This is a genomic window from Novosphingobium sp. HR1a, from assembly GCF_015594425.1.
In the GTDB taxonomy this organism is placed as follows: domain Bacteria; phylum Pseudomonadota; class Alphaproteobacteria; order Sphingomonadales; family Sphingomonadaceae; genus Novosphingobium; species Novosphingobium resinovorum_A.
Map to the genome: position 1 here is coordinate 17,370 of NZ_JABXWS010000099.1, position 26,021 is coordinate 43,390.

Genomic DNA, 26,021 nt, shown 5'->3' on the forward strand with positions numbered 1-26,021 from the left:
CCGCTTTCGGAAAGCTGGGAAAGGACTTTGAGCGGCAAGGATGGGCCGATTTCGTGGGATACGGCTACCAACCCAAAGGCACCTTGCTGAACTGCGGCGGCAGCAACATCGGTTATACCGGGAGGGGTTGATGTAAACGGGCTACCGTTCAACTGAGAGATGGCCGCAAACTGTGCCTAACTCAGTTCACGGTTACCGAGGCCGGGTTGCTGCCGCGATCGTCTCGCGCGCGGTGCCGCGCCTGCAACTGTGCCAGATAATCACGCAGCAGCGGCACCCGGCGCGGACGAAAGCTCGTGCCGTTCACCCGGATATCGGCCATCCGATCGGTTCGGAACATCCGGAAATCTTCGCGCAGGCAGCACCAGCTCAGAGCGGTCACGCAGGTTTCGGTGTAGAACAGCGCAAGCGGCAGGATCGTCCTGTCGCTCATCGCGCCATCGCCATCGACATAGCGGATATCGACCGCCTGCTCCTGCCAGCATGCCGCCCGCAGCGGTGCCAGATCGAGCGGCGCGGCATAGCGCGGCTCCGGGCGGAACACTTGCGCGATCGCGTGGAGCAACTGCCGTTCGCGCTCGTCGGGCAGGGTCGCGGCGATTTTCGCGAGAACCGAATCGGCTGCCCGCGCCAGCGCCGGATCGCCCCAGGCGCGCACTTCGGCGAGGCCGAGCGCGAGCACCTCGATCTCGTCCCGGTCGAGCATTTGCGGTGGCAGCGCCGGATCTTCCAGCAGGCGATAGCCATAGCCGCGTTCGCCTTCGATCCGTGCACCGGCACTGCGCAGCGCATCGATGTCCCGGTAGAGGGAGCGCGGCGATACGCCCGTTTCTTCCGCCAGCCGCGCCGCCGTGAGCGGCCCCGCCATGGTGCGCATCGCGTGGAGCAGTCGAAGGAGACGATCGGATCGCGGCATGGCCTACTGACGGAAAATGGCAGTTGGGCCCCGCTATGCAAGAGGTGGCCGGCGAAAGCGAGTGCCGCCGTAGATCCAGGAGTTCAAGCAATGACCTTTGCCGTTACCACCCATCTCAATTTCCGGGGCCAGGCCCGCGCAGCCCTCGACTTCTACCAGCATGTCTTCGGCGGGGAACAGACTGTGATGACTTATGGCGCCATGGGGCAGGCCCAGCTTGCCGGGTCGCCCGATCACGTCATCTGGGGCCAGGTCGCCGCCGAGGACGGCTTCCGCATCATGGCGTTCGACGTGCAGGCGGGGCATGACCACGATGCCGGCACCAACGCCTTCTACGTCTCGTTGCGCGGGACGTCGGCGGACGCAGTCCGGCAGCGGTGGGAGGCGCTGGCCGAGGGCGCGGCGATCCTTCAGCCGATCGGCCCTTCGGCCTGGTCGCCGCTGTATGGCATGCTGGCCGACAAGTTCGGCATCACCTGGATCGTCGACGTCGACCCGCGCTCCTGAGGGCGGCCGCCGTCCTTCTCACGCCTCGCGCCGCGTCGGCCGCAATGTCGCCCCGTTTTACGATCACCTTCTAAGTGGTCACTTCGCCAAGCGCTGCCCGAATGCAGCGGCGAAGACATCGTAGCGGCAGGGGCCTTGGCGCAGCCGGGTAAACGCAGCGGCGTGAGCGAGACCTGCGTGCCCAGCCCGCGCAGCGCCTGGGGCGGTTGGGTGCGGTAGGATGCGCGCACGTAGCGCAGGCCCGAGCGTGCATCGCGCAGGCGCTCGATGAGGATCGCACCGCCGGGGGGCACGTCGTTCGTGGCATACCCCTCGCCGCACAAGTCGACGCGCAGCGTAGCGGCCAGCGCGGTCACGTTGGTGTCGTGGCCCATCAACAGTTCGAAAGCGGGGCCGTGGTCGAGCGTGTCGAGGATGCGCCGTCCCAGCGCGCTGGCCTGATGGGCCGCCATGTAGGGCGGCCGGGTGTAGACGGTGAACAGGTCCGCATGCAGACGGCCCAGCCGCTGCAATCCTGCCGCATCGATCCGGCCCCAGCCGACCTGCTGGACGGGCATGCCTTCCAGATACTGCAGCAGCAGCACTTGGGCGATGCCCGAGGCGCTGCGGATCGGGCCGGAAAGCGGGATATCGCGATCCCGCGCGGCGATGGCGGGCGCGGCCGGGGGCAGGCAATCGGCCTCGCCGCAACCCAGCACGCGGTTGAGCAGGGCGAGTTCCTTGCGGTCACGCGCGGCAAGCCGGGCCATGCCGCCGGTCGAGCGGTTGATATCGGCCACGGCCGCATCGGCATCGAACGCGGTCGCTTTCGCGCGCAAGGGCTCGAAGATCGGATCGGCCTGCGGTTCTTCGAGATGCGAGATCTTGATGGCGCACTGCGGCGCAAATCCGCGGACATAGGCCGCTGCGCTGGCGATCGCGCGCGGCGAGGCGTTGGCGACGATCGACACCGACCCGGCCTTCGGGCAACCGGCTGCATCCAGCAGGCCGCGCGACGCAAGCAGGCGGCGGTCGCTTTCGGCGACGATCTCCAGCGCCCGTTTGCCGTGCGGCGTGACGACGCTTTGCGCGACGGGCCAGACCGGCCAGGGCCGATCGGTGCGCGTGCCTTCGGGTACTTCACCGTTCAGCGGCGCGCGGATGCCGTGGCGCATGACCAGTACCGCTCGCTCCGTCACCAGATCGCCCGGCGTAGTGGGCGCGGCGTGAGCCGCCGCCGGGATCAGCAGCGCCAGCCCGGCGAGGAGGGCGCGCATGGTCATCTCAGGGCTTTACGGCGCACGGTCCGGCCACGCGCACGGAACTGCAGCCCGCCATCGCGCCGTTCGGCAGGGTGACGGTAAAGCGCAGGCCCAGCGGGTCGGGCGCACCGGGATAATAGTCGGTGCTGACCGCCTGCGCGCCGCTTTCGATCGCCGCGCGGGTCTTGGTGAAATCGTGGGTGCGCGCCTCGACGGTGTTGGCGTCGGTGCGGGTGCGCACGATCACGCCGGCCTTCACCCATTCGCGGATCTTCGCGCCATCGACGAGCGGGTCCTGCACGATCTGGATCGCGCTTTCCGGCTCGCCATCGGGATACCATCCGAACATCGCGCGTCCCCGCAGCGAGGGATGCCCGGCGCGGTACACGTCCGAAACCGCCTTGCGCACGTCGAACAGCACGTAGATCCGCCCGCGCGCCCTCTTCAGCGTGGGCCAGCCCTTCGTTTTCACCGCCCCGGCCAGCGTGGGGGCGTCGCCGCGCACTTCGTCGGGGGTGATCAGCCGCTTGTCCGGCAGCGCCTTGCGGATTTCCGCGTCCAGCGCATCGAGCAGGCGCGCATCGTCGAGCGGCAGCGGCTGCGTGATCTCGTGCGTGTTCGCGGTATCGGCGGCGTTGAGAGTCAGCATGATCGGCAGGTGGCCGGGGTGCGCCCGCGACCACGCGTTCACTTCGGTCAGGCAGGCGACCAGGGTGGGGCACACGACGCGATAGTCGACGTCGGGAATGTGCAGCACCTTGTAGCCGGGCTTGCGCATCGCGGCCTCGTCGAAGCCCTCTTGCTTTGCGCGGGCCCGCTCGGCCGGGGAGAGCAGCGCCTCGCCCTTGGGGGCGGCGTAGCGGCCGCCCTCGGGATCGGCGAAGATGTCGATCTCCAGCTGACGCACGCCGGCATCGAGTTGGGCGGACAGCGGCAGGTGGTAGTAGTCCAGCGCCTCGGCCATCTTCGGATCGCGGCGGCGCAGTTCCGCCATCACGGCTGCGGGAATCCGTGTCTTGAAGCTGTTGTGCGAGCCGACGACCTGGATGTCGTTCATGCGCAGCGGCCCGGGAGCCGCCGCGTCCTTCGCCGATACCGGGGAGGCCATCGCCCCCCCGAGCATCAGCGCCCCGAGAACCGCAGCGCGCAGCATCAGAATTCCGCCCGCGCGCCGAACAGGATCGTGCGGCCGTAGTCGTTGATGTCGCCGTAGCGGATCGGCAGGTCGTTGTAGGTGTACTGGCGTGCCTTGGCGATGTTGATTGCCTCGAGGCTGAGCGTGACGTTGCTGGTCAGGCGATAAGCGATCGATCCGTCGAGCGAGCCGAACGAGGCGGTGTAGGTCGGTGCCTGCGTGGTGCTGCCGGTGCCCGACAGATAACGGTCGCGCCAGACGTAGGACAGGCGGGTCGAGATCGGGCCCTTCTCGAAGAAGCCGACCACGTTGAAGCTGTTCTTCGACAGGCCGATCATCTCGTCCTTGATGACGCGCGAACCGGCGGTGTAGTTCGCCTTGACCGAGGTGCGGGTGTACGACGCCTGAAAGCCCAGACCGTCGAACGGCTGCGGCAGGAAGGTGAATACCTGCTGGTAGGCCGCCTCGAAGCCGTAGACCTTGGCGTTGCCGCCGTTGACCTGCGTGCTCAGCTGCACCGTGCCGCGGCCCGGAATGTCGATCGGCACGTTCTGCTGGGTGATGTAGTCGTCCATCGCCTTGTAGAACACCGCGCCGGTGAGCGAGCCGGACTTGTTGAAGTACCACTCCAGCGACCCGTCGAACTGGGTGGCGAGGAACGGCACGAGGTCCGGGTTGCCGCCGCTGGCGGTCGGCGCGTCGGTCGAGATGGTGATGCGCGGGGCGCTGTCGGTCACGTTCGGACGGGTCAGCACGCGGCTGGCGCTGAGGCGACCGACGAGAGACGGCGTCAGTTCGGCGCGCAGGTTGAAGCTGGGCAGGACGTTGTTGAACGTCTTCGGATACTTGACCGGGGTAATCGCGTTGCCGCTGCGCAAGTTGCCGCCCGCGACCTGGTCGGTGTGGACGTAGCGCACGCCGATATTGCCGGTGACCGGCACCGAGCCCAGCGAGAAGTCGTAGTCGGCGCGGGCGTAGGCGCTCAGGATCTTCTCGGTGGTGCGGAACGAGGCGGCGAGGTCCGCCGGGGTCAGCGCCGAGTTCTCGACCGTGGGGGTGAAGAAGGCGTCGAGATAGGCGCTCGTCACCGGCACCAGGAAGTTACGCGGGATGTTGCCGCCCAGGTCCTGTAGATAGTCGTCAAAGGGCAGCTGTTCATAGGCACCCGAACCTAGGCTCGACAGCGGGGTGCCGGCCACCGGGTTGACAATGAAATCGCGGCGCGAATAGTCGCGCTTGCGGAACTGGTACTCGCCGCCGACCGCCAGCTTGGAGATGAAGCCCTCGAAATCGTGGGCGACATCGGCGCGGGTGTAGAAGTTCCAGTCCTTGCTGTTCTTGGGCGCGATGTTGAACTGGTAAAGCTGGTAATTGGCCGGATTGGTGGGATCGACCGTGGTATTGAAGTCCGGTACTTCCTTGTAGCCACGCGTTGCATCGTAGGTCAGCGGGGCGAAGAACATGGCGCGGCTGCGCACGGTACCGACGTCGTAGCTGGGGTGATAGCTGTGCGCGTAGGACCAGTTGACGGTGCCGGCGACATGCCAGGCATCATGATCCCATGTCTGGCGCAGGCCGACGTTGAACAGGTCGTGGCGGTTGAGGCTGTACTCGCGTGAGGCCATGAAGCGCACGTCGTTGATCGTCGCCTTCACCACGGTATCGCCATCGAGTACGACGCTGCCCGGTACGATGGTGGGACGGTGGCCGGCGACGCTGCTGTCGTCGGGATAGATGTCGAGACCGTATTCGTCGTAAGCCACGTCGAGGCGGGTGGCGAGGACGTTCAGCGTCGTCGTCATTTCCGGGTTCGGGCGCCACTGCATCGACAGCATGCCCGAGATGCGCTCGCGCTTTTCCGTCTCGACCGTCGCGCGGGTACGCGTGGGCAGGTAGAGACCGGTCTGGCCCAGCTGCGAGGCGAAGCGGTCCTTGTACCAGCCAGCGTTGTACCAGCGGTCGTTGCGCACGTCCTTGGCCCAGTACTGGCCGCCGACGAGGATGCCGAAGGTGTCGTCGTTGTTGACCCAGCTGGTGATCACGGTGGCGTTCGGCTTCACCTTGCCAGTCTGCTCGGTATACGTGCCGCGCACGTTGAGCGTGGTCTTGGTGCCGACGTCGAACGGCTCGAAGGTCTTGACGTTGATGTTGCCGCCCAGCGCGCCTTCGGTCATGTCGCCGGTGGGCGTCTTGATGACGTCGATGCTGGAGGTGAACTCGGCTGGCAGCATCTCGAAGCGGAACTGGCGACCGGCGGCGCCGCCGTTCTCGATCACTTCGTTCACCGCCACCGGGCTGCCGTTCAGCAGGGTGTTCTGGAACTGCGGGCCAAGGCCGCGCACGCTGACATTCAGGCCCTCGCCACGCGGACGGGTGATCGCGACGCCGGTGACCAGCTGCAGCGCCTCGGCGACGTTCTGGGTGGGGAACTTGCCGATGTCGGTCGAGTTGATCGAATCGACCTGGTACGATGCGGTGCGCTTCGCCTCGGTCGCGGCGCGCAGGCTGCGGGCGTAGCTGCCGGTGACGACGATGTCCTCGCCGTTGACGCCAGCCTCGGCATCCGGCTCGGTTTGGGCGGATGCGGGAAGTGCGATGGCCGCGAACAGGATGGCCGACGTCGACGACGCCAAGACCCGCTTGGTGATACGCATGTGAGATGTGCCCCGAAGTGATTTTTATGTTGGGGGCCCACTAGAAACCACGCATGACGTTTCGCCGTCAAAGCCGTGACGGTTCGATGACCTCTGCAATTTTATGGAAATATATTTCGATGTGTAGCGTCGTGGCGCCAACCTTGGTTCGACAGGGCGAATGCTGAATGACAAAAATATGGAGCAGTTCGATGAGTTGCTTCCCCTCTGAATGTGGATTTTCTCCGGGTCTAAATCAGCATCCTAAAAGCCCTTCGCCGACATGTGAGGTGAAGTGGGGCGAATCCGCTATTCTCTCACCGATCGTCGGAAGAAGGCTTGTGGTCGACACCTGTCGGGATTGCGGACCGTCCGCACCTAGGAATCGAAAATTGACGGCTAAGCGGCCGATAAGGGTCGGCAGCGGAATCGGCAGACAAGCGCCCTTGTCGCCATTCGACGGCCAATTTCAGCTTCTCGGAAGCAGCGATTCGTTCAGGTTAGCCTGTTTTATTCACGAAGGCGGGTGATAGGGTTGGCGGGAGTGGCGTAAGCGATTGCTTTGCAGTAGGAAAATGGGTGTCTAGACCAGTCCTGCAGCGAGGCAATTTGTGCCACGGACCACACCCGCCGGGAGCGATGATAGCGCACCGGGATTTTCGTTTCCAGCGGTTGGCGGGAAGAAGATCACAGCCGCGTTCGACGGTGGCCGGCTGACCTCGGACGGCGGCGTTCTGTTGCTGGCGCAAGCCGAGCGAGCGATGGGAATTTGCCGGAGGCTTGCGGCTTGCATCGCTGATCCGCGTGACCCGACGCGGGTGACCCATCGCCTTGATGACATCCTGCGCGCCCGGGTGTTCGCGATCACGTGTGGCTACGAGGATGCTGACGATCTCGACGCCCTGCGCGACGATCCGGGGTTCCGCCTGGCACTGGGCAAGTTGCCGGGATCGGGCGCGGGGCTTGCGAGCCAACCGACGATGAGCCGCTGGGAGAATGCACCGACCACGCGCGAACTGGCCCGGATGATGGCCGCGATGATCGGCGTCTACTGTGCCAGCTATCCGGTCCCACCGGCGGCGGTGACGCTGGACATCGATGACACCTGCGATGTCGTGCACGGCTATCAGCAACTCTCGTTTTGGAATGGCCATCACGGCGAACGCTGCTTTCTGCCGATCCACGTCTACGACACTGCGACCGGCCGTCCGGTCGCGATGCTGCTGCGCACCGGCAAGACGCCGTCTGGTGCCGAAGGTGCCGGCCACATCCGGCGCCTGGTGCGTCATATCCGCCAGCACTGGCCCGATACCCACATCACTATCCGCGGAGACGGGCACTACGGTCGGCCCGAGATCATGGCGTTCTGCGAGGCGGCCGGGGTCGATTACGTGTTCGGCTTGCCGACCAACGCCGCGCTGCGGGCCGATCCGATCATTGTCGCCGTCGCCGATGCCTGCGCGGTCAAGCGGGCTCAGCGCCAATGCCCGGTCCTGCGCCATTATACCGAGACCCGCTACGGCGCCAAAAGCTGGAAGGGCCAACGCCGCGTCGTCGCCCGGATCGAAGCCAGCACGCTGGGCATGGACATCCGCTATGTCGTCACCTCGCTGACAGAAGGCTCGGCCGAGCATATTTACGACACGCTCTACTGCGCGCGCGGCCAAGCCGAGAACCTGATCAAGCGCCACAAGACCCAGTTGGCCAGCGATCGCACCTCGTGCCGCTCGGCCAATGCCAACCAGATGCGCCTCATCCTGCATACCGCCGCCTACTGGCTGATGTGGCGCATCCAGCAGGCCATCCCCAAGGCCACTGCGCTGGCCGCTGCCGAGTTCGCGACTCTGCGCCTGCGGCTGCTCAAGGTCGCTGCCCGCGTCATCGAGAGCGCCTCGCGTATCCGTGTCGCCTTCGCGTCAGCATGCCCCGACGCCGGCGTGTTCAAAGCCATCGCCACCGGTCTTCGGCCAGCGCCGACATAGCCAGCGCGGCCATGCCGCCGAAACCCGAGCCCTCGTCCCGTCAACCTCGAAAAGCCCATTGCTCCTGACGCGGTGGAAAACACCGGCGCCAGCGCTCGCCCAAGTCACGCCGCCAAACACCGATCAAACTCGGGACACACCAGAGCGGCGGGCTCGTGAATAACCCGGGTTAGACTGGCCCACCTGACGCGAGAAAAACTGCCAGTCAAGCACCGCCCCGTTTTCTCCATTCCGGGCGGCGAGCGCTCCGCTCCATAGCCGTCCGCCGGTGCCCGTCGCTCTCGCAGAAATGCAGCCTGACTGGATACGCCCATTGCGGACATCGCTCTGGAAGGTAGGATCGCGTGTAAGCAAAAGGCGGATAAATTAAGTGGTCAGGCTACTCAACATCGCGTGCTGGTTGGGAATAGCATTGTTGGGGACATACTTTTTGGGGCCGAATGGCTTCATCCTTGCCGTCTTTGTCGTGGCAGGCACCGGCGCAATCCATCAAATTCTGTCTCGTAGACATTTCCAACGAATTCTTGCGAAGATCGATCGAGAAGATGCGCGATGTGTGAGGTTTGACGGTAACCTTGTGCAAGGGCAAGCCGCCATCGATATCGGAACGGCACAGGGCTGGATCGCTGAAAAGCTCCCGCAAGACCATGCAAAGAAACTGACCGTGCGTTTCGAGCCGAGCGGCACAGCGTCATCCGCAAATGACTTTGTTACTGCATTATTCAAAGCAGGCTTGGCTCGGCGGATCGCTTTATAAACCGTCTTTCTGCGGTTGCTTGGATACGTCCGCTTCCCACCCAGACTGTGTGAAAACGCGGCGGATCTGGTATGATGCTCCAACGGTTTGGAGGATCATATCGGTCGCTTCATTTCTGGCGCGGATCGCAAGCAGACGACATTGTTTCCGCCCTGCGTAGATGATTGGATCGGGGACGATAATCCGGTTCGAGTGATCGATATATTTGTTGATACGCTCGACCTTCTGGGGCTCGGATTTGACCGCACGCAGCCTGCCCCGACAGGGCGGCCTGCTTATCACCCGTCGGTCCTCCTCAAGCTTTACATTTACGGATATCTCAATCGGGTTCAGTCGAGCCGGCGCCTTGAGCGGGAGGCTGACCGCAATGTCGAGCTGATGTGGCTGGTGGGCCGGCTTGTACCCGATCACAAGACGATTGCAGATTTCCGGCGAGATAACGGTACTGCGATCCGGCAAGTTTGTGGCCGTTTCGTCTTGCTCTGCCGGGAGATGGCTCTCCTCACGAGTGGCAGCGTTGCCATTGACGGCAGCAAGTTCAAAGCGGTTAATAATCGCGACCGCAATTTCACCAAGGCCAAGCTGGCGCGACGTCGGGAGCAAATTGAAGAAAGCGTTGCCCGTTATCTCGCGCAATTGGACACGGCAGACCGGCAGGAACCGACAGACGCCCTTGCCTCGAAAACGGATCGCCTGAAGGAGAAGATTGCCAGGCTTGAGGAGGAGATGAAACGTCTCGACGGTTTGGAGGAGCAGATGCTGGCGGCGCCGGACCAGCAGATCTCGCTGACTGATCCTGATGCTCGCTCCATGGCCACAAGCGGTCGTGGAACGGGAATGGTCGGGTATAATTTCCAGGTCGCGGTCGATACAGAGCACCACATCATCGTTGCCCATGAAGTGACGAATATCGGCAGCGACCGGGCTCAACTGAGCGGCATGGCGACAACGACCAAGGCGGTCCTGGGCGTGGATCAGCTGGATGTCGTGGCCGATCGCGGCTATTTTTCAAGCGAGCAGATCCTCGCCAGCGAACAGGCTGGCATCACCGTCACTCTGCCAAAGCCACAGACATCAAGGGCCAGATATGAAGGACGCTTTGGAAAGCCCGATTTTGTCTACGTGCCCGAGCAGGATGTCTATCGCTGTCCGGCGGGAGAACTGCTGAAAAACCGCCTTCAGAGTGAGGAAAGAGGTCTGAAGATAAACCGCTACTGGGCCAGCACCTGTCAAACCTGCGCGATCAAATCGCGATGTACACCAGGCAAGGAGCGACGTGTTTCCCGATGGGAGCATGAAGATATGATCGAGGCGATGCAGTACCGGCTCGATGCCAATCCGGACGCTATGCGTATCCGGCGCCAGACCGTCGAGCATCCCTTTGGCACACTGAAGTCGCGAATGGGTTACACTCATTTTCTCACCAGAACCAAACCGCGCGTTTCCACCGAAATGGCCCTCCACGTGCTCGCCTACAACCTCACTCGCGCCCTCAACATCATGGGAACCCGCAATTTGCTGAATGCGATCGCCGGCTAAGACAACGTCGCAAAAATTCGGCCCCTGACGATATCCATCAACCTCGACTGCGAAGACGTTTCCACACAGCCTGCACCCGTTGCGGACATAACGACGGTCGCCATCATGCGAGCCGATTGCGCGATATGCTCCTGCAAGTGCTTCCTTACTGTGACCGCCACGCCGATCACCGAAGCATTCTGAGCAGAACGATCAGACCGCGACTACGCTGATCGACAAGCGGGCCGCTAAGTGCGCCGCTTCTCATCTACCGGCAAGTTCGTTTCGGACTTGCCGGATGGCCATTCCGGCAGGGCGCACATCGCTGGATAGCCCGTGTCAGAGCGCGAGTTTATCAATCCTGGCTTGCGGCTCGGTAAACCAGCGGGCGCCACCGTCCGCCACGTACATGTGATCTTCCAGCCTCACCCCGAAACGACCGGGGACTACGATCATCGGTTCGTTGGAGAAGCACATACCCGGCTCCAGCAATGTTCGGTCCCCGCGTACAAGATACGCCGGCTCGTGGATCGACAGCCCTATGCCGTGACCCGTGCGGTGCGGGAGTCCGGGCAAGGCGTAGTCAGGGCCAAGACCGGCTTTCGCCAGCACGGCGCGCGCGGCATGGTCGACGCTTTCGCACGGCTCGCCAGGGCGGACCGCATCAAAGGCGGCCTGCTGCGCCTCCTTTTCGATCGCCCAGATATCTTGGATGTCCCCCGACACTGCACCGAAAGCATAAGTACGGGTGATGTCCGAATGGTAGCCCTCGACGGTGCAGCCGGTATCGACGAGGACGAGTTGTCCTTCCTGCAGCGCGCGATCGCCGGGCAGGCCATGGGGATAGGCCGTCGCCTCCCCGAACTGGACGATGCAGAAACTCGATCCGCTCGCGCCCAGCCGGCGATGCGCGGCATCGATGAAGCGGACGACCTCGCTCAGGCGGATGCCGGGCCGCAGAATGCGCGCGGCGGCATGCTGGACCATCAGCGTCATCGACTTCGCCTGTTGCATCAGCGCCAGTTCTGCGGCGGACTTGACCATGCGGCACTGCTTGACCACCGGCATGGCGTCGATCAACCGCGCGGTCCCGGCGGCGCGGATGCGCTCGGCGAAGTGGAACGGCAGTTCGGGGTCGATCGCCAGCGTCTTCGCACCGATCTCGCGAAGGGCATCGATCACCAGTGCCACCGGGTCCTCGTCCTCCTGCCATGACCTGATCTCGACGGGCACCGCCAGATCGGCCTCCAGCGTGCCGATCTCGAAGTGCGGGCAGATCATGATCGGCGTGCGGCCGGGCGCGAGCAGCATCGAAACCAGGCGCTCGGTCTGGCCCCAGGGAAGGCCCGTGAAGTAGCGCAACGATGCACCCGCATCGACCAGCAGCGCATCGGCGCCGAGCTTTTCGGTCAGTTCGCGGGCGCGCTCCATCCGGGCTTCGCGCTCGGCCGGGGCGATGGCGGGAGCGCGGTCGTCCCAGGGGGAGAGCCGGGCGAGTTCGGTTTCTGCGGTCGATCCACCGATCATGTCGTCAATTCCTTAGCAAAACGTGCGATGTCGAACGGCGCCAGCGGTATGACGGGCGGCGTACCGCCGATCATCGCGGCGACCAGCCGCGCGGTTATCGGCGCCAGCGTGAGGCCGAGGTGCTGATGCCCGAAGGCATAGAAGAGGTTATTCGCCTTCGTCGAGCGACCGATCGCCGGAAGGTAGTCCGGCAGCGTCGGGCGGCACCCCATCCAGCGCGTGAACGGCCCCGACACAGGCAGGCCGAGCTGCGCGACGTGCCGTTCCAGCCGCTCCCATTTGCGCGGGTCGGCGGGCGCGTCGGGATGGCCCAGTTCCACGAAGCTGGCGGCCTGCAACGTGTCGCGGTAACGGGTGACGATCATCGCGCGGTCCTCGAACACCACCGGAGGCAGGTCTGCGGGCCAGTCGCTTTCGCGCACTTGCGCGCGAATGTGATAACCGCGTTCGGCGATCATCGGGACGACATGGCCGAGCCCCTCCATGATCGCGCGCGATCGGACGCCCGCGCAGACCAGCACCCGGTCCGCATCGAGCCCGGCAATCCGCGCGCGACCATCGATGAGCGCTAGTTCGGCTTTCGCCTCCATCAACGTACCCCCGCCCTCGACGAAAGCGCGGCGCAGCACTGCTCGCAGATCGCCGAGGTCGGATATCTGCGCAGTGCCCGAAAAGCGCACGGCTCCCGCGATCGGCTCTCGGCACAGGGCGGAAAGCCGCGCGATCTCATCGGACGTAGCGGGATGGACTTGCGCGGTGCCCGTTTCGGCGGCGTCCCAGGCGGCCCGCCCTGTCCGTGCGGCCTCGTCGCCGTGCCACAGTACGAAATGGCCCTGCGTATGCAGCAACTCCGGCGCGCCGATCCGCTCGACCCGCACCGCCCAGGCCGGCAGCGCCTCGGCCATCAGCGGCCGCATAGCCTCGCAACCAGCGCGAAAACGCGAAGGCCGTGCCGCGGCCAGCAGGCTCAATCCGAACGGCACCCACTGCGCCATCGCGCCGGGTGGAAAAGCCAGCGGGCCGCCGCGCACGAACAGACGGCTTGGCAAGGTACGCACCATGTCCATCGACGCCAGCGGCTCGACCTGCTCCACGGCGATATGACCGGCATTACCCCATGATGCCGCGTGTGCATGCGCATCGTCGTCGACGAGTACGACACGGTGTCCGGCTTCAAGCAGGTCCAGCCCTGCACACAACCCGACGACCCCGCCGCCGACAATACCGATCACCCCCACGAAAACTCCATTGCATTTGTCGGACTATATCGTATACCATATATCAATCGCCATCCTTTCGTACAAGGCTCGATGCGCAAGATGCTTCGCCCAGCTGTCTATCCACCTGCCGCCATGGCGCCCCTGAGTGCCTTTATGGTACCCTTGTGTGCGGGGATGGTGGACCTCGGGCGGAACCTGCCGGACCATCACGCGGTCAGAGTACAAGCGGAGCGATTGCAGGCAGATCGCCAATCATCTACGGTATACGGTAATTTGCTCCGGCGCCATCGCCGCGCCGAGAACCGTATGGAGATCCACAGATGACTATCGTCGTCCGCACGCTTGCCGAACGCATTTTCGACGTGATCCGGGAGAGAATCGTAGAGGGCAAGCTCCCCGTCATGGAGCCGGTGCGCCAAGATGCCCTCGCCGCCGAACTAGGTGTCAGCAAGATCCCGCTGCGCGAGGCGCTGGCCCGCCTGGAACACGAAGGGCTGCTGACCAGCCAAGCCAATCGCGGCTGGTTCGTGCGCCCGATGTCACAGGATCAGGCCGAGGAAATCTACCTCCTGCGCCTCGCCACCGAACCCGCTGCCGCCGCTTATGCCTGCGCCCGCGCGGACGAGAGCGACAAGGAAGCCGCCCGCCGCGCCTTCGATATCCTTGATGCCGCCGCCAAGGGGGATCGCGCCGAAGTCGCTGTGCGTAACCGCGAATTCCACGTCTCGCTGGTCCGCCCGGGCAAGCGCCTGCTCACCACCCAACTGGTCGAGCGCCTTGAAGTGCTGGCCGAGCGCTATGTCATTGCGCACCTGGAGCCCGCCGGGCGCGGCGACCGCGCGCACAACGAACACAGCGAACTGCTCGACACCTGGCTCGCCGGAGACGCGAACACGGTGAAAGACCTGCTTACCGCGCACATTGCCAGCACTCTGGACGATTTGCGCGCCCATTTCACAGCCAGCCAGACCGGCTGAAACATAAAACTTCAGGGGACCTTATGCTCGGACCGCGAAAATCCATTGAAAGACTGTCGCAACGCGAATCCGGGCATTCCCTGGCCAAAACCCTGAGCTGGCCGCACCTGATCGCACTGGGCGTCGGCGCGATCGTCGGCACGGGCATCTACACCCTCACCGGCGTCGGTGCCGAGCGTGCCGGCCCGGCAGTGATCCTCGCCTTCGCAATCGCGGGGGCCGTCTGCGCCTGCGCTGCGCTGGCCTATGCCGAAATGGCGACCATGATCCCGGCAGCGGGCAGCGCCTATACCTTCAGCTACGCCGCGATGGGCGAGACGATCGCCTGGATCGTGGGCTGGAGCCTGATCCTCGAATACTCGCTCGCCTGCTCGACGGTCGCGGTGGGCTGGTCGGGCTATCTGGTCGGCTGGATAGAATCCGCCGGGATACACCTGCCGCACATGCTGCTGGTGGGGCCGCACGGCGGCGGCATCGTCAACCTGCCCGCCGTGCTCGTGGCGCTGGGCGTGATGGGCATGCTGATCGCGGGAACCCGTGAAAGCGCGACGCTCAACATCGTGCTCGTCATCATCAAGCTGGCCGCACTGTCGGTGTTCGTCATCATGGCGCTGCCCGCGTTCCAGTCCGGCCACCTTGAGCCGTTCATGCCCTACGGCTTCGCCAGCACCGAGATCGAGGGCCACAAGCGCGGTGTCATGGCCGCCGCCGCCATCGTCTTCTTCGCCTTCTATGGCTTCGACGCGGTCGCCACGTCCGCCGAGGAAGCCAAGAATCCCGGGCGTGACCTCACCATCGGCATCGTCGGCTCGATGGTCGTCTGCACGCTGATCTACATGGCCGTCGCCGTCACCGCGATCGGCGCCCTGCCGTTCCAGCAGCTCGCCAACTCGCCCGAGCCGCTGGCGCTCGTGCTGCGCAGTCTCGGCCAGCCGGTTGCCGCGCATCTGATCGCCCTTGCCGCCGTGCTGGCGCTGCCGTCGGTCATCCTCGTCATGATGTACGGGCAGAGCCGGGTGTTCTTCGTCATGGCCCGCGACGGGCTGCTGCCCCGCGCGCTCGCCAAGGTCAGTCCGCGCACCGGCGCTCCCACGCGCATCACGCTGATGACCGGCATTTCGATCGCCGTCGTCGCGGGCATCTTCCGCCTCGACGAGATCGCCGAACTGGCCAACGCGGGAACCCTGATCGCCTTCATGTCGGTTGGTGCCTGCCTGATGATCCTGCGCCGTCGCCGCCCCGACCTGCCCCGCCTGTTCCGCTGTCCCAAACCGATGCTGGTCGGCACGCTTACGATCCTGGGCTGCGCCTACCTGCTGTTCAGCCTGCCCAGCAGTACGCTGATCCGCTTCGGTGCGTGGAATGTCATCGGCCTTGTGGTCTACGTGCTCTACGGCCGTTTGCGCAGCGAAGCCGGGCGCGAGGCGGCCGCCGCCGGAGCCTGAAGCCCCCTTCCCTTTTCGTTTCCCAGTCTTCCCTTCAAAGGAGATCGCGATGTCGCGCGCCCTGTTCGCCGCTGCAGCCCTTGTCGGCACCTGCCTTTCCGCCGCTCCCGCCCTTGCAAAGAGCGCCTATGACGGCGTCTGGTTGTTCGATGAAGGCCAACCCAACCTCAGGCCCAATCCCGGCGTCACGATGATGGAAGTGGCCTCGAAGGGCGGGAAGATCACCGGCAGCGTCACCACCCAGTGGTACGGCCCGGTCGAGATGCAGGATCCGCACGTCGAGAACGGCGTGCTGCACTTCACTGCCCGCAACATAAACGATCGCGAGCATCCCACCCGCGACTGGAGCGTCACGCTCGAAGCCGGGAAAGCCCACCTCAAGGGCCAGATCTGGGAATCCGAGGTAGACGGCTTCGGCCGCCCCGGCACTGCGAAGGACGCAAAGGCGCGCGCCTTCAGGTTCACCGCCCTGCCCGCGCTCGGCGCGCCGATCCCCAAAACGCTCGCCGCCACGCCGCCGATGGGCTGGAGCAGCTGGAACAAGTTCGCCGAACACATCGACGACAAGACCGTACGCGCCATGGCCGACGCTATGGTCTCCACTGGCCTGCGCGACGCGGGCTATACTTACGTCAACATCGACGACGGCTGGCAGGGCAAGCGCGACGCCAATGGCGTGCTCCAGCCCAACGCCAAGTTCCCGGACATGAAGGCGCTGACCGACTACATCCATTCCAAGGGCCTCAAGATCGGCATCTATTCTTCGCAGGGGCCGCGCACTTGCGCCGGGTACGAGGGCAGCTACGGCCACGTCCAGCAGGATGCGAAGACGTATGCGGAATGGGGCTTCGACTACCTGAAGTACGATCTGTGCTCCGGCGAATGGTTCTATGCCGATGCCGACACCGTCCAGCGCAGCTACCATGAAATGGGCGCGGCGCTGCAGGCGACGGGGCGCGACTTCATCTTCTCCCTGTGCGAATACGGCCGTTTCGACGTGGGCCGCTGGGGCCGGGACGTCGGTGGCCAGCTGTGGCGCACGACCGGTGACATCACCGACGACTACCCCACGATGGCGAAGATCGGCTTCGACAAGAACGGCAATCCGGACTGGGCCGGCCCGCACGGCTGGAACGACCCGGACATGCTCGAAGTCGGCAACGGCGGCATGAGCGCAGACGAATACCGCACCCACATGACCCTGTGGGCGATGTCCGCCGCGCCGTTGATGATGGGCCATGACTTGCGTGAAACCTCGCCGGAAACGCTGGCGATGCTCACCAACAGGCGCGTCATCGCCATCGATCAGGACGCCAGGGGCGTACAGGGCAAGGCCGTGCGCAAGGACGGTGCGACCGAGGTCTGGGCCAAGCCGCTCGCCGACGGGCGCGTCGCGCTGGCGCTGTTCAATCGCGGAGATGCTGCGGTCTCGCTCGCCATCACGGCCCAGGACGCAGGATTACGCGAAATCACGCAAGTGCAGGATGCATGGTCGGGCGCGACTTCGCCGCGACCAGCGACAGCATACGCCATCCCGGCGCGCGGCGCGGCGCTAATCGTCCTCTCGGGAAAATAAGCCCCGGCGCCGCGTCGGAGCCTCTTTCGACGCGGCGCATCCTGCGGCACACACGTCTCGTCACAAATCTACGATATTTCGTATACTATATTTGACTTGTCCGACTAGATGACGCATCCTCCTGGCATCAACAAGGGAGTGACATTCATGAGGGGTCATCACAGGAAACTTTATTGCGCGGTTGCGCTGGCGGCACTTGTCGCCGGCACCGCGCAGGCGCAGGACCTGCCTGCCGACGGCGCGGAGGCCGCACCCGCGAACGACATCGTCGTCACCGGCACCCGCATCAAGCGCGCCGACCTGCAAAGCAACAGCCCGCAGACGATCGTCGGTTCCGAAGAATTCCGCTACCAGGGCGCGACCACCGTGGAGCAGGTGCTCAACCGCCTCCCGCAGTTTACCGCCGACGCCAACGAGAACGTCTCCAACGGTTCCGATGGCACCTCCAAGATCAACTTGCGCAACCTTGGATCGAACCGCGTGCTGGTATTGATCGACGGCCAGCGCATGATGCCTTCGCAGGCGGTCAACCTCAGCTTCCTGCCCAGCAGCCTGGTCGAGCGCGTCGACGTGATGTCGGGCGGCGCCTCTGCGGTCTATGGTTCGGACGCGCTTTCGGGCGTCGTCAACTTCGTGCTGAAGAAGAACCTCGACGGCGTCCGCGTCGATATGCAGACCGGCTTCGCGCAGCATAACAACAACAATTCCGCCATGCGCAGCCTGCTCAGCACCAAGGGCTACGACTTGGCGCCCAGTTCGGTGATCGACGGCGGCAAGCAGGATATCACCGTTTCGGCGGGCAAGAACTTCGCCGACGGGCGCGGCAACATCACCGTTTACGGCGGCTACCGCAGCTTCAGCCCGGTGCGCCAGTCCACCCGCGACGTGTCTTCTTGCGCGCTGCAGGACCAGAACAACGGCACCGAACTGTTCTGTGGCGGTTCGAGCAACTCGCCCTTCGGCTCCTTCGTTCCTTTGTCGGACAAGAGCGCCTTCCAGGGCCAGACGCTGGTCAACAACCGCAATGGCGACGGCACGCTGGTGCCCTACGACAACTCCTACGCTTACAACTACGCGCCCGACAGCTACTTCCAGCGTTCCGACGAGCGCATCACCGCTGGTGGCTTCGCACACTTCGAATTCAGCAAGGCGGCCGAACTCTACGGCAGCTTCATGTACATGCACGACCAGACGTTCTCGCAAGTCGCGCCTTCCGCGATATGGCTGGGGACCGCGTTCCCGATTTCCTGCAACAACCCCTATGCCAGCGCCAGCCAGCTCCAGACGATCTGCGGCAGCGCGGCGGGCACCAACACCACCGAGGACGCGCTGGTCGCCTACCGCACCGATGTGGCCCCGCGCCGGGACAACTTACGCTTCAACGACTTTCGCTACACCGCCGGCCTGCGCGGCGACCTGGGCATCGGGTTCAGCTACGACGTCAACTACATGTACTCGCTGGTCAAGTACAAGGAGACGTACCTCAACGACGTGAACCAGGTGAAGGCCGGTCGCGCCCTCAACGCGATCAGCGTCAACGGCGTGCCAACCTGCCGCTCGGTGATCGACGGAACCGATCCCGACTGCATTCCCGTCAACGTCTTCCAGCCCGGCGGCGTGACGGCGGAGCAGGCCGCTTACCTGTTCGGCGAAAGCAACACCGCCTCGCGCAACTCGCTGAGCGTCTTCTCCGGTACGCTGAGCGGCGACCTCGGCCAGATGGGCGTCACTCTGCCCTGGGCCACCAAGGGCGTCGCCATTGCGCTGGGCGCCGAGCGCCGCCGCGAGACGCTGAACTTCACCGCCGACGAAGTCGCGCAGCAGAACGGCACCGTCAATTCCGACGGCATCATCAGCGTGACCGAGTTCTACGGCGAAATCGAAGTGCCGCTGATCGAGGACAAGCCGTTCTTCCGCTCGCTGACGATCAACGGCGGCCTGCGCTATTCGTCCTACGACAACAAGCAGAACTCGACCGGCTACGGTTCGAGCTACAATGTCTGGACCTACAAGGGCGAACTGAGCTGGCAGCCGATCGACGATCTGCGTATCCGCGCCAGCCATAACCGTGCCATCCGTGCGCCCAACGTGGGCGAGCTGTTCGCATCCCAGTCGGTCGGCAACGTCGCGGCGCAGGATCCCTGTGCGGGCGCCAACCCCAGCGCGTCGCTGGAAATCTGCCAGCTTACCGGGGTGACGGCGGCGCAGTACGGCCGTATCGTCGAATGCCCGGCAGCGACCTGTTCGGCGCTCGGTGGCGGCAATCTGGCGCTCAAGCCCGAGACCGCCGACACCTACACCGCAGGCGTCGTCATCACACCGAAGTTCCTGCGCAATTTCTCGCTGTCGATCGACTACTACAACATCAAGGTGAAAGACTACATCGGCTCGATCGCGCCTTCGCTCATCATCGGGCAGTGCGCGGAAACCGGCGATCCGTATTTCTGCGGGCTGTTCAAACGTGACTCGCGCTCGGGCGCGCTGTTCGGCCAGAACGCGGGCTACATCGTCTCCACGACGATGAACACCGGCTATCTCAAGACCTCCGGCATCGACATCAACGCCGACTACACGTTCGACATCGGCAATGCCGGACGCATCAACGTGGGCGTGGTCGGCACCTACCTCATCAACCAGGTGTCGCAGCCGGTTCCGGGCCTGGGTTCCTACGACTGCAAGGGCCTGTTCGGCTATACCTGCGGCCAGCCTTCCCCCGAATGGCGTCATGTCGCGCGGTTCACCTGGATGGCTCCGGGCGACACCGTGGTCTCGCTGTCGTGGCGCCACATCGGCGGCACCACGCTGTCGAGCCTGACCGACAACCCGCTGCTGAGCGCGCCGCAGACGGTCGTGAACAGCAAGATCAAGCCCTACAACTACATCGACCTGTCGTTGACCCAGACGATCGACAAGCGGCTCACCCTGCGCGCGGGCGTGAACAACCTGTTCGACAAGGATCCGCCGGCACTCTCGGCCGGGCTGCTCCAGCTGTTCGGCAACGGCAATACGTATCCGGGCGTCTACGACGCGCTGGGCCGCACGATCTTCGTGGGGGCCACGGTCAACTTCTGATCCGAAAGACGGGCGGCGGCCTACCCTCACCCATCGAGCGCCGTCGCCCGCGGAGTGACCCGCCCGGTTCCAAGGAGCCGGGCGGGTCTTTTTTGTTCAGGGCCTGCCGATGGTGAACGACCAGGTCACCGGCTGCAACGCGATGCGGTAGGGCATGTGCGCACGGCCATCGAGGCTCCAGCCGGTATCGCCGCCGACCCCGGCCTGCGCGGCATCGATCAGCAGCGTGCCGTTGCCATGCGGGCGAATGTCCGAGCTATGCGCCTTGCCGGGGGCTTTCAGATCGAGGTCCGCGTAAGGAAACGCCAGCGCGTTGACCGAAAGCGGCTGCTCGCCCGTGACGCGCAGGCCGGTATGTCCGCCGGCCAATTCGATCCAGCGCACGTCGGTCTTGTTGCCGCTCTCCTGCGGGCGGGCATAGCCGTGGTACTGGTCCGCCAGCCTGCCGCCCCAGCGCGCGATCATGCCGCCGCTCTTGCGGTCCGCATACGTCTCCTGAGGCCCGCGCCCGTACCAGCGCACGGTGTCGAGCACCGGCGGCATCTCGAAGGCAAGGCCAAGGCGTAGAGGATCGGGCAGCGTATCGCGCACCGGTTCGAACCGCGCGGTGACGCCGACGGTGCCGTCCGCCGCCATCGTCCAGCGGGTCTCCATCTTCACCGAGCCCACGCCCATGTCATGCCGCACGACGATTGCGTCGCCGTCCCGCGTGACCGATTCCACCCGGCGGTTCCGCGAGAAATGCTGCCACATCGCATGGGATTTGGGCACGGCCGCACCGACGTCGTTGTCGGTCGGCGCGCGCCAGAAGTTGGGCGCGCCGCCGGTCAGCAGGACCGTGCCGCCCCTTGCGTAGCGCCGCACGAGGCCGGTGGCGCGGTCGATCTCCAGCACCGCATCGCCTGCGGTGAGGCGCAAAGCACCGTCGTCCTCCTGCGGCACAACAGCGCCAGCCGGAACATCCACCGAGGGGCCCGGTGACAGCACAAACTGCTCCCAACCGACGACGTGCCCTGCAGGCTGCGTCGGCACCGTGCCCGCCTTCGCCCTGGCACGCAGAGTCAACAGGCGCTCGGCCGAGGCTCCCGTCGCCGCCGGGACAGGGACCGCAAGCGGTGCGCTGCCGCCTGCCGCAACCGCAGGCACGGGCAAGGTGCCGCGCGCGGTCTCCACGCCGTCTTCGGTCACTGCCCAGTCCAGCGTGAAGCCGGAAAGGTCGATATGATCGTGACGATTGACCACGCGGTAACCGCCCGCGTCCTGCATGAACGCCACCGGCGACTGTACGTGCGCCAGTTCGTAGTATTCAGGATCGGGCGTGCGGTCGGACCGGATCACGCCGTCGCCGACCGGACTGTCATCCCCATGGACGCCGGACGCGGCGGGGTCCGGATCGAAGTCCACTCCTTGCGCCCAGTAGTCCCGCCCTTCGGCGTCCTTCAGCAGCATGGTCTGGTCCACCCAGTCCCATACGAAGCCGCCCTGCAGCTTGGGATGGCTGCGCATCGCCGCCCAGTACCCCGCCAGATCGCCAAGGCTGTTGCCCATCGCGTGCGCGTACTCGCACAGGATCAGCGGCTGGACGAAGGCGGGGTCGGCGGCGTAGTCCAGCATCTTGGGCACGTCATCGTACATCGGCGCGAAGATATCGACGTAGGCGTTGGTCGGGTGGCGCCAGTTGCTCATGCTCCAGCCGAGGAAGCTGACAAGGCGGGTCGGATCGCTCGCCTTCACCCACTTCGCCGCCGCCTCGAAGCTGTCGCCGATACCCGTCTCGTTGCCGAGCGACCAGAATATGATCGAGGGATGGTTGCGGTCCCGCTCCACCATGCGGCTGACACGGTCGAGATGGGCGATGCGCCACTTCGGGTCGTTGCCGAGGAGGTACGACGGATCGTTGCCATGCTCCTGCGACAGCGAGAGGTAGCCGTGGCTTTCGATGTTCGCCTCGTCCATCACGTAGAGGCCGTATTCGTCGGCGAGGTCGTACCAGCGCGGATCGTTGGCATAGTGACTGGTGCGCACGGCGTTGACGTTGGCGGCCTTCATCAGTTCGATGTCGCGGCGCATCGTCGCTTCGGAAACGATGCGGAAAGTGTGCGGGTCGTGCTCGTGCCGGTTGACGCCGCGGATCATGATGCGCCTGCCGTTGACGCGCACTTCGCCCCCGGCGACTTCCACCGTGCGAAACCCGATGCGGCGGCTGGTCGCTTCCACCAGCCTGCCCTGCCCGTCCAGCAGTTCGACCAGCAGCGTGTAAAGGTTGGGCGCTTCCGCCGTCCATGTCCGCACGCCGGACAGCGTGGCGGCAAGGGACAGCGTGCCCTGCCCGGCCATTTCGCGCGTCAGCACCTGCCGCTTGCCGTCCAGCACCGCCATGCGCACGCGCATGGCGGCAGGCTTGCCGCCCAGATCGACCTTCACGCTGAGGCTGCCGTCGCGGTAGCCGTTCTCAAGCCCGGCATCGACGACGAGATCGCGGATATGCGTCGGCGGCGCGGCATAGAGCGTGACGCTGCGCTCGATCCCGTTGACGCGCCAGAAGTCCTGATCTTCAAGGTAGCTGCCGTCAGCGAAGCGGTAGAGTTCGATCGCCACGGTATTGCTGCCCGCATGCGCGTAGGCCGTGACGTCGAACTCGGCCGGGAGCTTGGAATCCTCGGAGTAGCCCACCCGCTGCCCGTTGACCCAAACGTAATACGCCGCGCCCGCCGCGCCGATCGTCAGCAGCAGGCGTCGCCCGGCGAAGTGTGGCGGCACGGTGAAGTCCCGCCGGTAGGAAACGACTTCGTTGACGCTATGCTCGATCTTCGGCTGATTGCGCGGGAACGGATAGCCGCTGCCCACGAAGACCGGGCGACCATGCCCCTCGGCCTGGAGGATGCCGGGGACTTTCATGGTGCCCCATCCGCTCACATCGAAATCGGGCCGGAAGAAGTCCGCCGGGCGGGTCTCGGGCGTGGCGGAAAGCTGGAACTTCCAGTCCCCGTCGAGCGAGAGGTGATAGCGCGATCTGCCCACGTCGCGCGAAAGCGCACCCGCGCGGCTTTCGAAGCCGTCGAAGGTGGTGTGCATCGGCTCCGCGCCCTGCCGGACGATTTCAGGCTGCTCCCACTCCGCCGCAGGTGCGTCTGCAAGGGCGGGACTGGCAAGGAGGCATGCGGCAAGCGCCGCCATGCTGGTGTGGACGGAGCGCATGTCGGTATCCTCTCGTATCGTTCGCGGGGGGCGTGGCGCGCCTTACTGAAGGGCGTGCACGAAGAAATCGAACTGGCGGCGCGTCACATAGTCGATCGGCCCGCTGGAGCGGCCGACGCTGTGCTCGCCGCCCGGGATGACCAGCAGATCGAAGTCCTTGTCCGCCTTGATGAGCGCATCGACCACCTGCATGGTCGATGCAGGGTCGACGTTGCTGTCCTGCTCGCCGACGATCATGAACAGCTTACCCTTGAGGTTCGCGGCGTGATCGACGCCCGATGCGGCGGCGTAGCTGGCATCGACCGGCCAGCCGAGCCACTGTTCGTTCCAGCTGATCTTGTCCATGCGGTTGTCGTAGCAGCCCGCCATGGCGACCCCCGCCTTGTAGAAATCGCCGTGGAACAGCAGCGCGTTCAGCGTGCTCTGCCCGCCCGCCGAGGCGCCGTAGATGCCGACGCGGCTTATGTCGTACGCCGGATCGCGCGCGGCCATGGCCTTGTGCCAGGCGATGCGATCGGGGAAGCCGGAATCCTGCAGGTTCTTCCACGCCACGTCCTGGAACGCCTTGGAACGATTGGCCGTGCCCATCCCGTCGATCTGCACGACGATGAAGCCGAGGTCGGCCAGCGCCTGCATGCCGATCACCTTGTCGCCGCCCGAATGGTAGCCGAAAGGCCAGAAATGCTTGGGCACGAAGCTGTCGTGCGGACCAGCGTAGATGTTCTCGATCACCGGATACTTCTTCGCCGGGTCATAGTCGCGCGGACGCACGACGAGGCCCCAGATATCGGTCTTGCCGTCACGCCCCTTCGCGCTGAACACTTCAGGCGCACGAAAGCCCGCAGCGGCAAGGCGCGTGATATCGCCCTTGGTCACGGTCGAGACCGGCGCGCCGTCAGCCGCGCGGCGCAGGACGCTGACGGTCGGCAGGTCCACCCGCGAATAGGTATCGACCAGGAACCGCCCGTCCGGCGAGAGACTGGCGACATGGTCGGCCCCCTCCGGTGTCAGTGGGACAAGGTTGCGCCCGTCGAAATCGACGCGATAGTAGTGCCGGAAGTACGGATCCTCGCCTGCGTTCATACCGCTGGCGGCGAACCAGATCTGGCGCTTGTCCTCGTCGATCCTGACGACATCACGCACCACCCAGTCGCCTTTGGTGATGCGGTTCTTCACGCGGCCCGTGCGCCCGTCGATCAGATAGAGGTGATTCCAGCCGTCGCGTTCGGATGCCCAGACGATCTCGTTGCCCGCCTTGCCTAGTTCCGAGGCGAAGCGGCGATCGGCATAGACGAACGTGCGCGCATCCTCGGTGACGGCCGCGTGAGCCTTGCCGGTGGCGGCATCCACCGCGACGATCCGCGCCTGCCCGAAACCGCGCCGCACGTAATCGAAAGCGACGCTTTGGCCATCCGGGCGCCAGCGCGGCGCGGAGAGTTCATAGGCATTGGGAAACAGCGCGGGATCGATCACCGTCTGCCGCCCGCTCTCGACGTCGAACAGCACCGGCTGCTCGATATCCACCGCATCGCCGGGCTTGGGATAGAGCTGGCTGCGCAGCACCGGCTGCAATTGTCCTTGCGGCGCCGCTTCCACCCGCAGCACATGGCGCGCGTAGCCCGGCCGCACGCGGTAGATCATCAGATGGCGACTGTCCGGCGACCACGCGATCGTCTCGGGGTCGTAGAAGTCTCCCGCCGAACCGTCCGTGCTGAGCTTTACGAGATCGCCGCCCTTGCGGCGCACCACGAGGTTGTCGCCCTCCACGAACGCCTCGCGGCTGCCATCGGGCGACAGGCGCGGATGGTTGTCCGCCGGGACCGACAAGTCGCGCACCACGCCGAACCCGCGCGGGCGACCGGCATTGACCTGTGCCTCGCAGCGGTAGTCCGCCAATGTGCAGCGCCAGCCCTCCTCATCCAGCCAGAAGGTGATGACCTGCGGGTCACCGGCATAATCGAACTCGGCGAAGGGCAGGCGCAGCGGCTGCACCGGACGGCCGAGCGCCCGCGTCAGTTCGCGTGCGAGCCGTTCGTGATCGAAGGCGAGGGACTTCTTCAGCGTCGCGGCATCGACCGTCTCGAACGCGAACCCGCCCTCCACGGTCTTGCGATACGTGAACGCGGTGGAATCCGGCGTCCAGTGCGCAGGCCAGGCGATTTCGCGCGTGAGGTATTGCCAGTCCTCGCGCAGCGCAACCGAGCGATCGATCTGCTCGCGAGTGGGCGCCGCGAGCGCCGGAGTGCAAAGCAATACGCCCGCAAGGACGCCGGACAGGGACAGGCGGCGTAGCGCGCGGGACATGGCAGACCTCTTC

General features: G+C 65.0%; 16 protein-coding genes. 8 read left to right on the forward strand and 8 right to left on the reverse strand.

Going from position 1 to position 26,021, the window contains the following annotated elements:
• Positions 1 to 181 precede the first annotated feature (181 nt).
• Complete coding sequence (locus HWN72_RS26155; protein WP_211151755.1) at positions 182 to 916, reverse strand: YafY family protein; 735 nt, start codon at positions 914 to 916, stop codon at positions 182 to 184.
• A 90-nt stretch (positions 917 to 1,006) separates the two neighbouring features.
• Between HWN72_RS26155 and HWN72_RS26160 the strand changes: the two genes are divergently transcribed.
• Complete coding sequence (locus tag HWN72_RS26160; RefSeq protein WP_211151756.1) at positions 1,007 to 1,423, forward strand: VOC family protein; 417 nt, start codon at positions 1,007 to 1,009, stop codon at positions 1,421 to 1,423.
• On the opposite strand, the gene HWN72_RS26165 is transcribed toward HWN72_RS26160, so the two are convergent.
• The 3 genes from HWN72_RS26165 to HWN72_RS26175 are packed head-to-tail and all read right to left on the reverse strand — an operon-like array spanning position 1,327 to position 6,453.
• Positions 1,327 to 2,679 (reverse strand): histidine-type phosphatase, encoded by a 1,353-nt coding sequence (locus HWN72_RS26165; RefSeq protein ID WP_211151757.1) that lies wholly within the window; start codon positions 2,677 to 2,679, stop codon positions 1,327 to 1,329. The two genes, HWN72_RS26160 and HWN72_RS26165, sit on opposite strands and share 97 nt — an antisense overlap.
• 7 nt (positions 2,680 to 2,686) lie before the next feature.
• Positions 2,687 to 3,817 carry a Ca2+-dependent phosphoinositide-specific phospholipase C gene (locus HWN72_RS26170; RefSeq protein WP_248006355.1) on the reverse strand — a complete coding sequence of 377 codons (1,131 nt, stop codon included), beginning with the start codon at positions 3,815 to 3,817 and terminating at the stop codon, positions 2,687 to 2,689.
• Entirely contained in the window at positions 3,817 to 6,453 is a 2,637-nt protein-coding gene (locus HWN72_RS26175; RefSeq protein ID WP_211151758.1) for a TonB-dependent receptor, read from the reverse strand. Before HWN72_RS26175 ends, HWN72_RS26170 begins: the two co-directional genes overlap by 1 nt.
• Before the next feature lie 590 nt (positions 6,454 to 7,043).
• Here HWN72_RS26175 and HWN72_RS26180 point away from each other — a divergent pair.
• From HWN72_RS26180 to HWN72_RS26190, 3 genes are all read left to right on the forward strand, one after another.
• Positions 7,044 to 8,414, forward strand: coding sequence for an IS1380 family transposase (locus tag HWN72_RS26180; RefSeq protein ID WP_211151759.1), 1,371 nt, complete (start codon positions 7,044 to 7,046; stop codon positions 8,412 to 8,414).
• A gap of 370 nt (positions 8,415 to 8,784) precedes the next feature.
• Positions 8,785 to 9,171, forward strand: a complete 387-nt coding sequence (locus tag HWN72_RS26185) for a hypothetical protein (RefSeq protein WP_211151760.1) — start codon at positions 8,785 to 8,787, stop codon at positions 9,169 to 9,171.
• 99 nt (positions 9,172 to 9,270) lie between these two features.
• A complete protein-coding gene (locus tag HWN72_RS26190; protein WP_211151779.1) occupies positions 9,271 to 10,710 on the forward strand; it encodes an IS1182 family transposase in 1,440 nt (479 codons plus the stop codon).
• A gap of 318 nt (positions 10,711 to 11,028) precedes the next feature.
• On the opposite strand, the gene HWN72_RS26195 is transcribed toward HWN72_RS26190, so the two are convergent.
• Together HWN72_RS26195 and HWN72_RS26200 are read right to left on the reverse strand one after the other, a co-directional pair.
• Complete coding sequence (locus tag HWN72_RS26195; protein ID WP_211151761.1) at positions 11,029 to 12,216, reverse strand: Xaa-Pro peptidase family protein; 1,188 nt, start codon at positions 12,214 to 12,216, stop codon at positions 11,029 to 11,031.
• The gene (locus tag HWN72_RS26200; RefSeq protein ID WP_211151762.1) at positions 12,213 to 13,454 is read right to left on the reverse strand and encodes an FAD-binding oxidoreductase; all 1,242 of its coding nucleotides are present in this window, start codon (positions 13,452 to 13,454) and stop codon (positions 12,213 to 12,215) included. Before HWN72_RS26200 ends, HWN72_RS26195 begins: the two co-directional genes overlap by 4 nt.
• 302 nt (positions 13,455 to 13,756) lie before the next feature.
• On the opposite strand from HWN72_RS26200, the gene HWN72_RS26205 reads away from it, so the two are divergent.
• The 4 genes from HWN72_RS26205 (at position 13,757) to HWN72_RS26220 (ending at position 20,506) form a co-directional block, all read left to right on the forward strand.
• Positions 13,757 to 14,413 (forward strand): GntR family transcriptional regulator, encoded by a 657-nt coding sequence (locus tag HWN72_RS26205; protein WP_211151763.1) that lies wholly within the window; start codon positions 13,757 to 13,759, stop codon positions 14,411 to 14,413.
• A gap of 23 nt (positions 14,414 to 14,436) precedes the next feature.
• Positions 14,437 to 15,858 carry an amino acid permease gene (locus tag HWN72_RS26210; protein WP_211151764.1) on the forward strand — a complete coding sequence of 474 codons (1,422 nt, stop codon included), beginning with the start codon at positions 14,437 to 14,439 and terminating at the stop codon, positions 15,856 to 15,858.
• A gap of 49 nt (positions 15,859 to 15,907) precedes the next feature.
• Positions 15,908 to 17,434 carry a glycoside hydrolase family 27 protein gene (locus tag HWN72_RS26215; protein ID WP_211151765.1) on the forward strand — a complete coding sequence of 509 codons (1,527 nt, stop codon included), beginning with the start codon at positions 15,908 to 15,910 and terminating at the stop codon, positions 17,432 to 17,434.
• A 147-nt stretch (positions 17,435 to 17,581) separates the two neighbouring features.
• Positions 17,582 to 20,506, forward strand: coding sequence for a TonB-dependent receptor (locus HWN72_RS26220; protein ID WP_211151766.1), 2,925 nt, complete (start codon positions 17,582 to 17,584; stop codon positions 20,504 to 20,506).
• 96 nt (positions 20,507 to 20,602) lie between these two features.
• Here HWN72_RS26220 and HWN72_RS26225 read toward each other — a convergent pair whose 3' ends face one another.
• Both HWN72_RS26225 and HWN72_RS26230 read right to left on the reverse strand, forming a co-directional pair.
• Complete coding sequence (locus HWN72_RS26225; protein ID WP_248006357.1) at positions 20,603 to 23,704, reverse strand: glycoside hydrolase family 2 TIM barrel-domain containing protein; 3,102 nt, start codon at positions 23,702 to 23,704, stop codon at positions 20,603 to 20,605.
• 42 nt (positions 23,705 to 23,746) lie between these two features.
• Positions 23,747 to 26,008 carry a S9 family peptidase gene (locus HWN72_RS26230; protein ID WP_211151767.1) on the reverse strand — a complete coding sequence of 754 codons (2,262 nt, stop codon included), beginning with the start codon at positions 26,006 to 26,008 and terminating at the stop codon, positions 23,747 to 23,749.
• Positions 26,009 to 26,021: the final 13 nt, after the last annotated feature.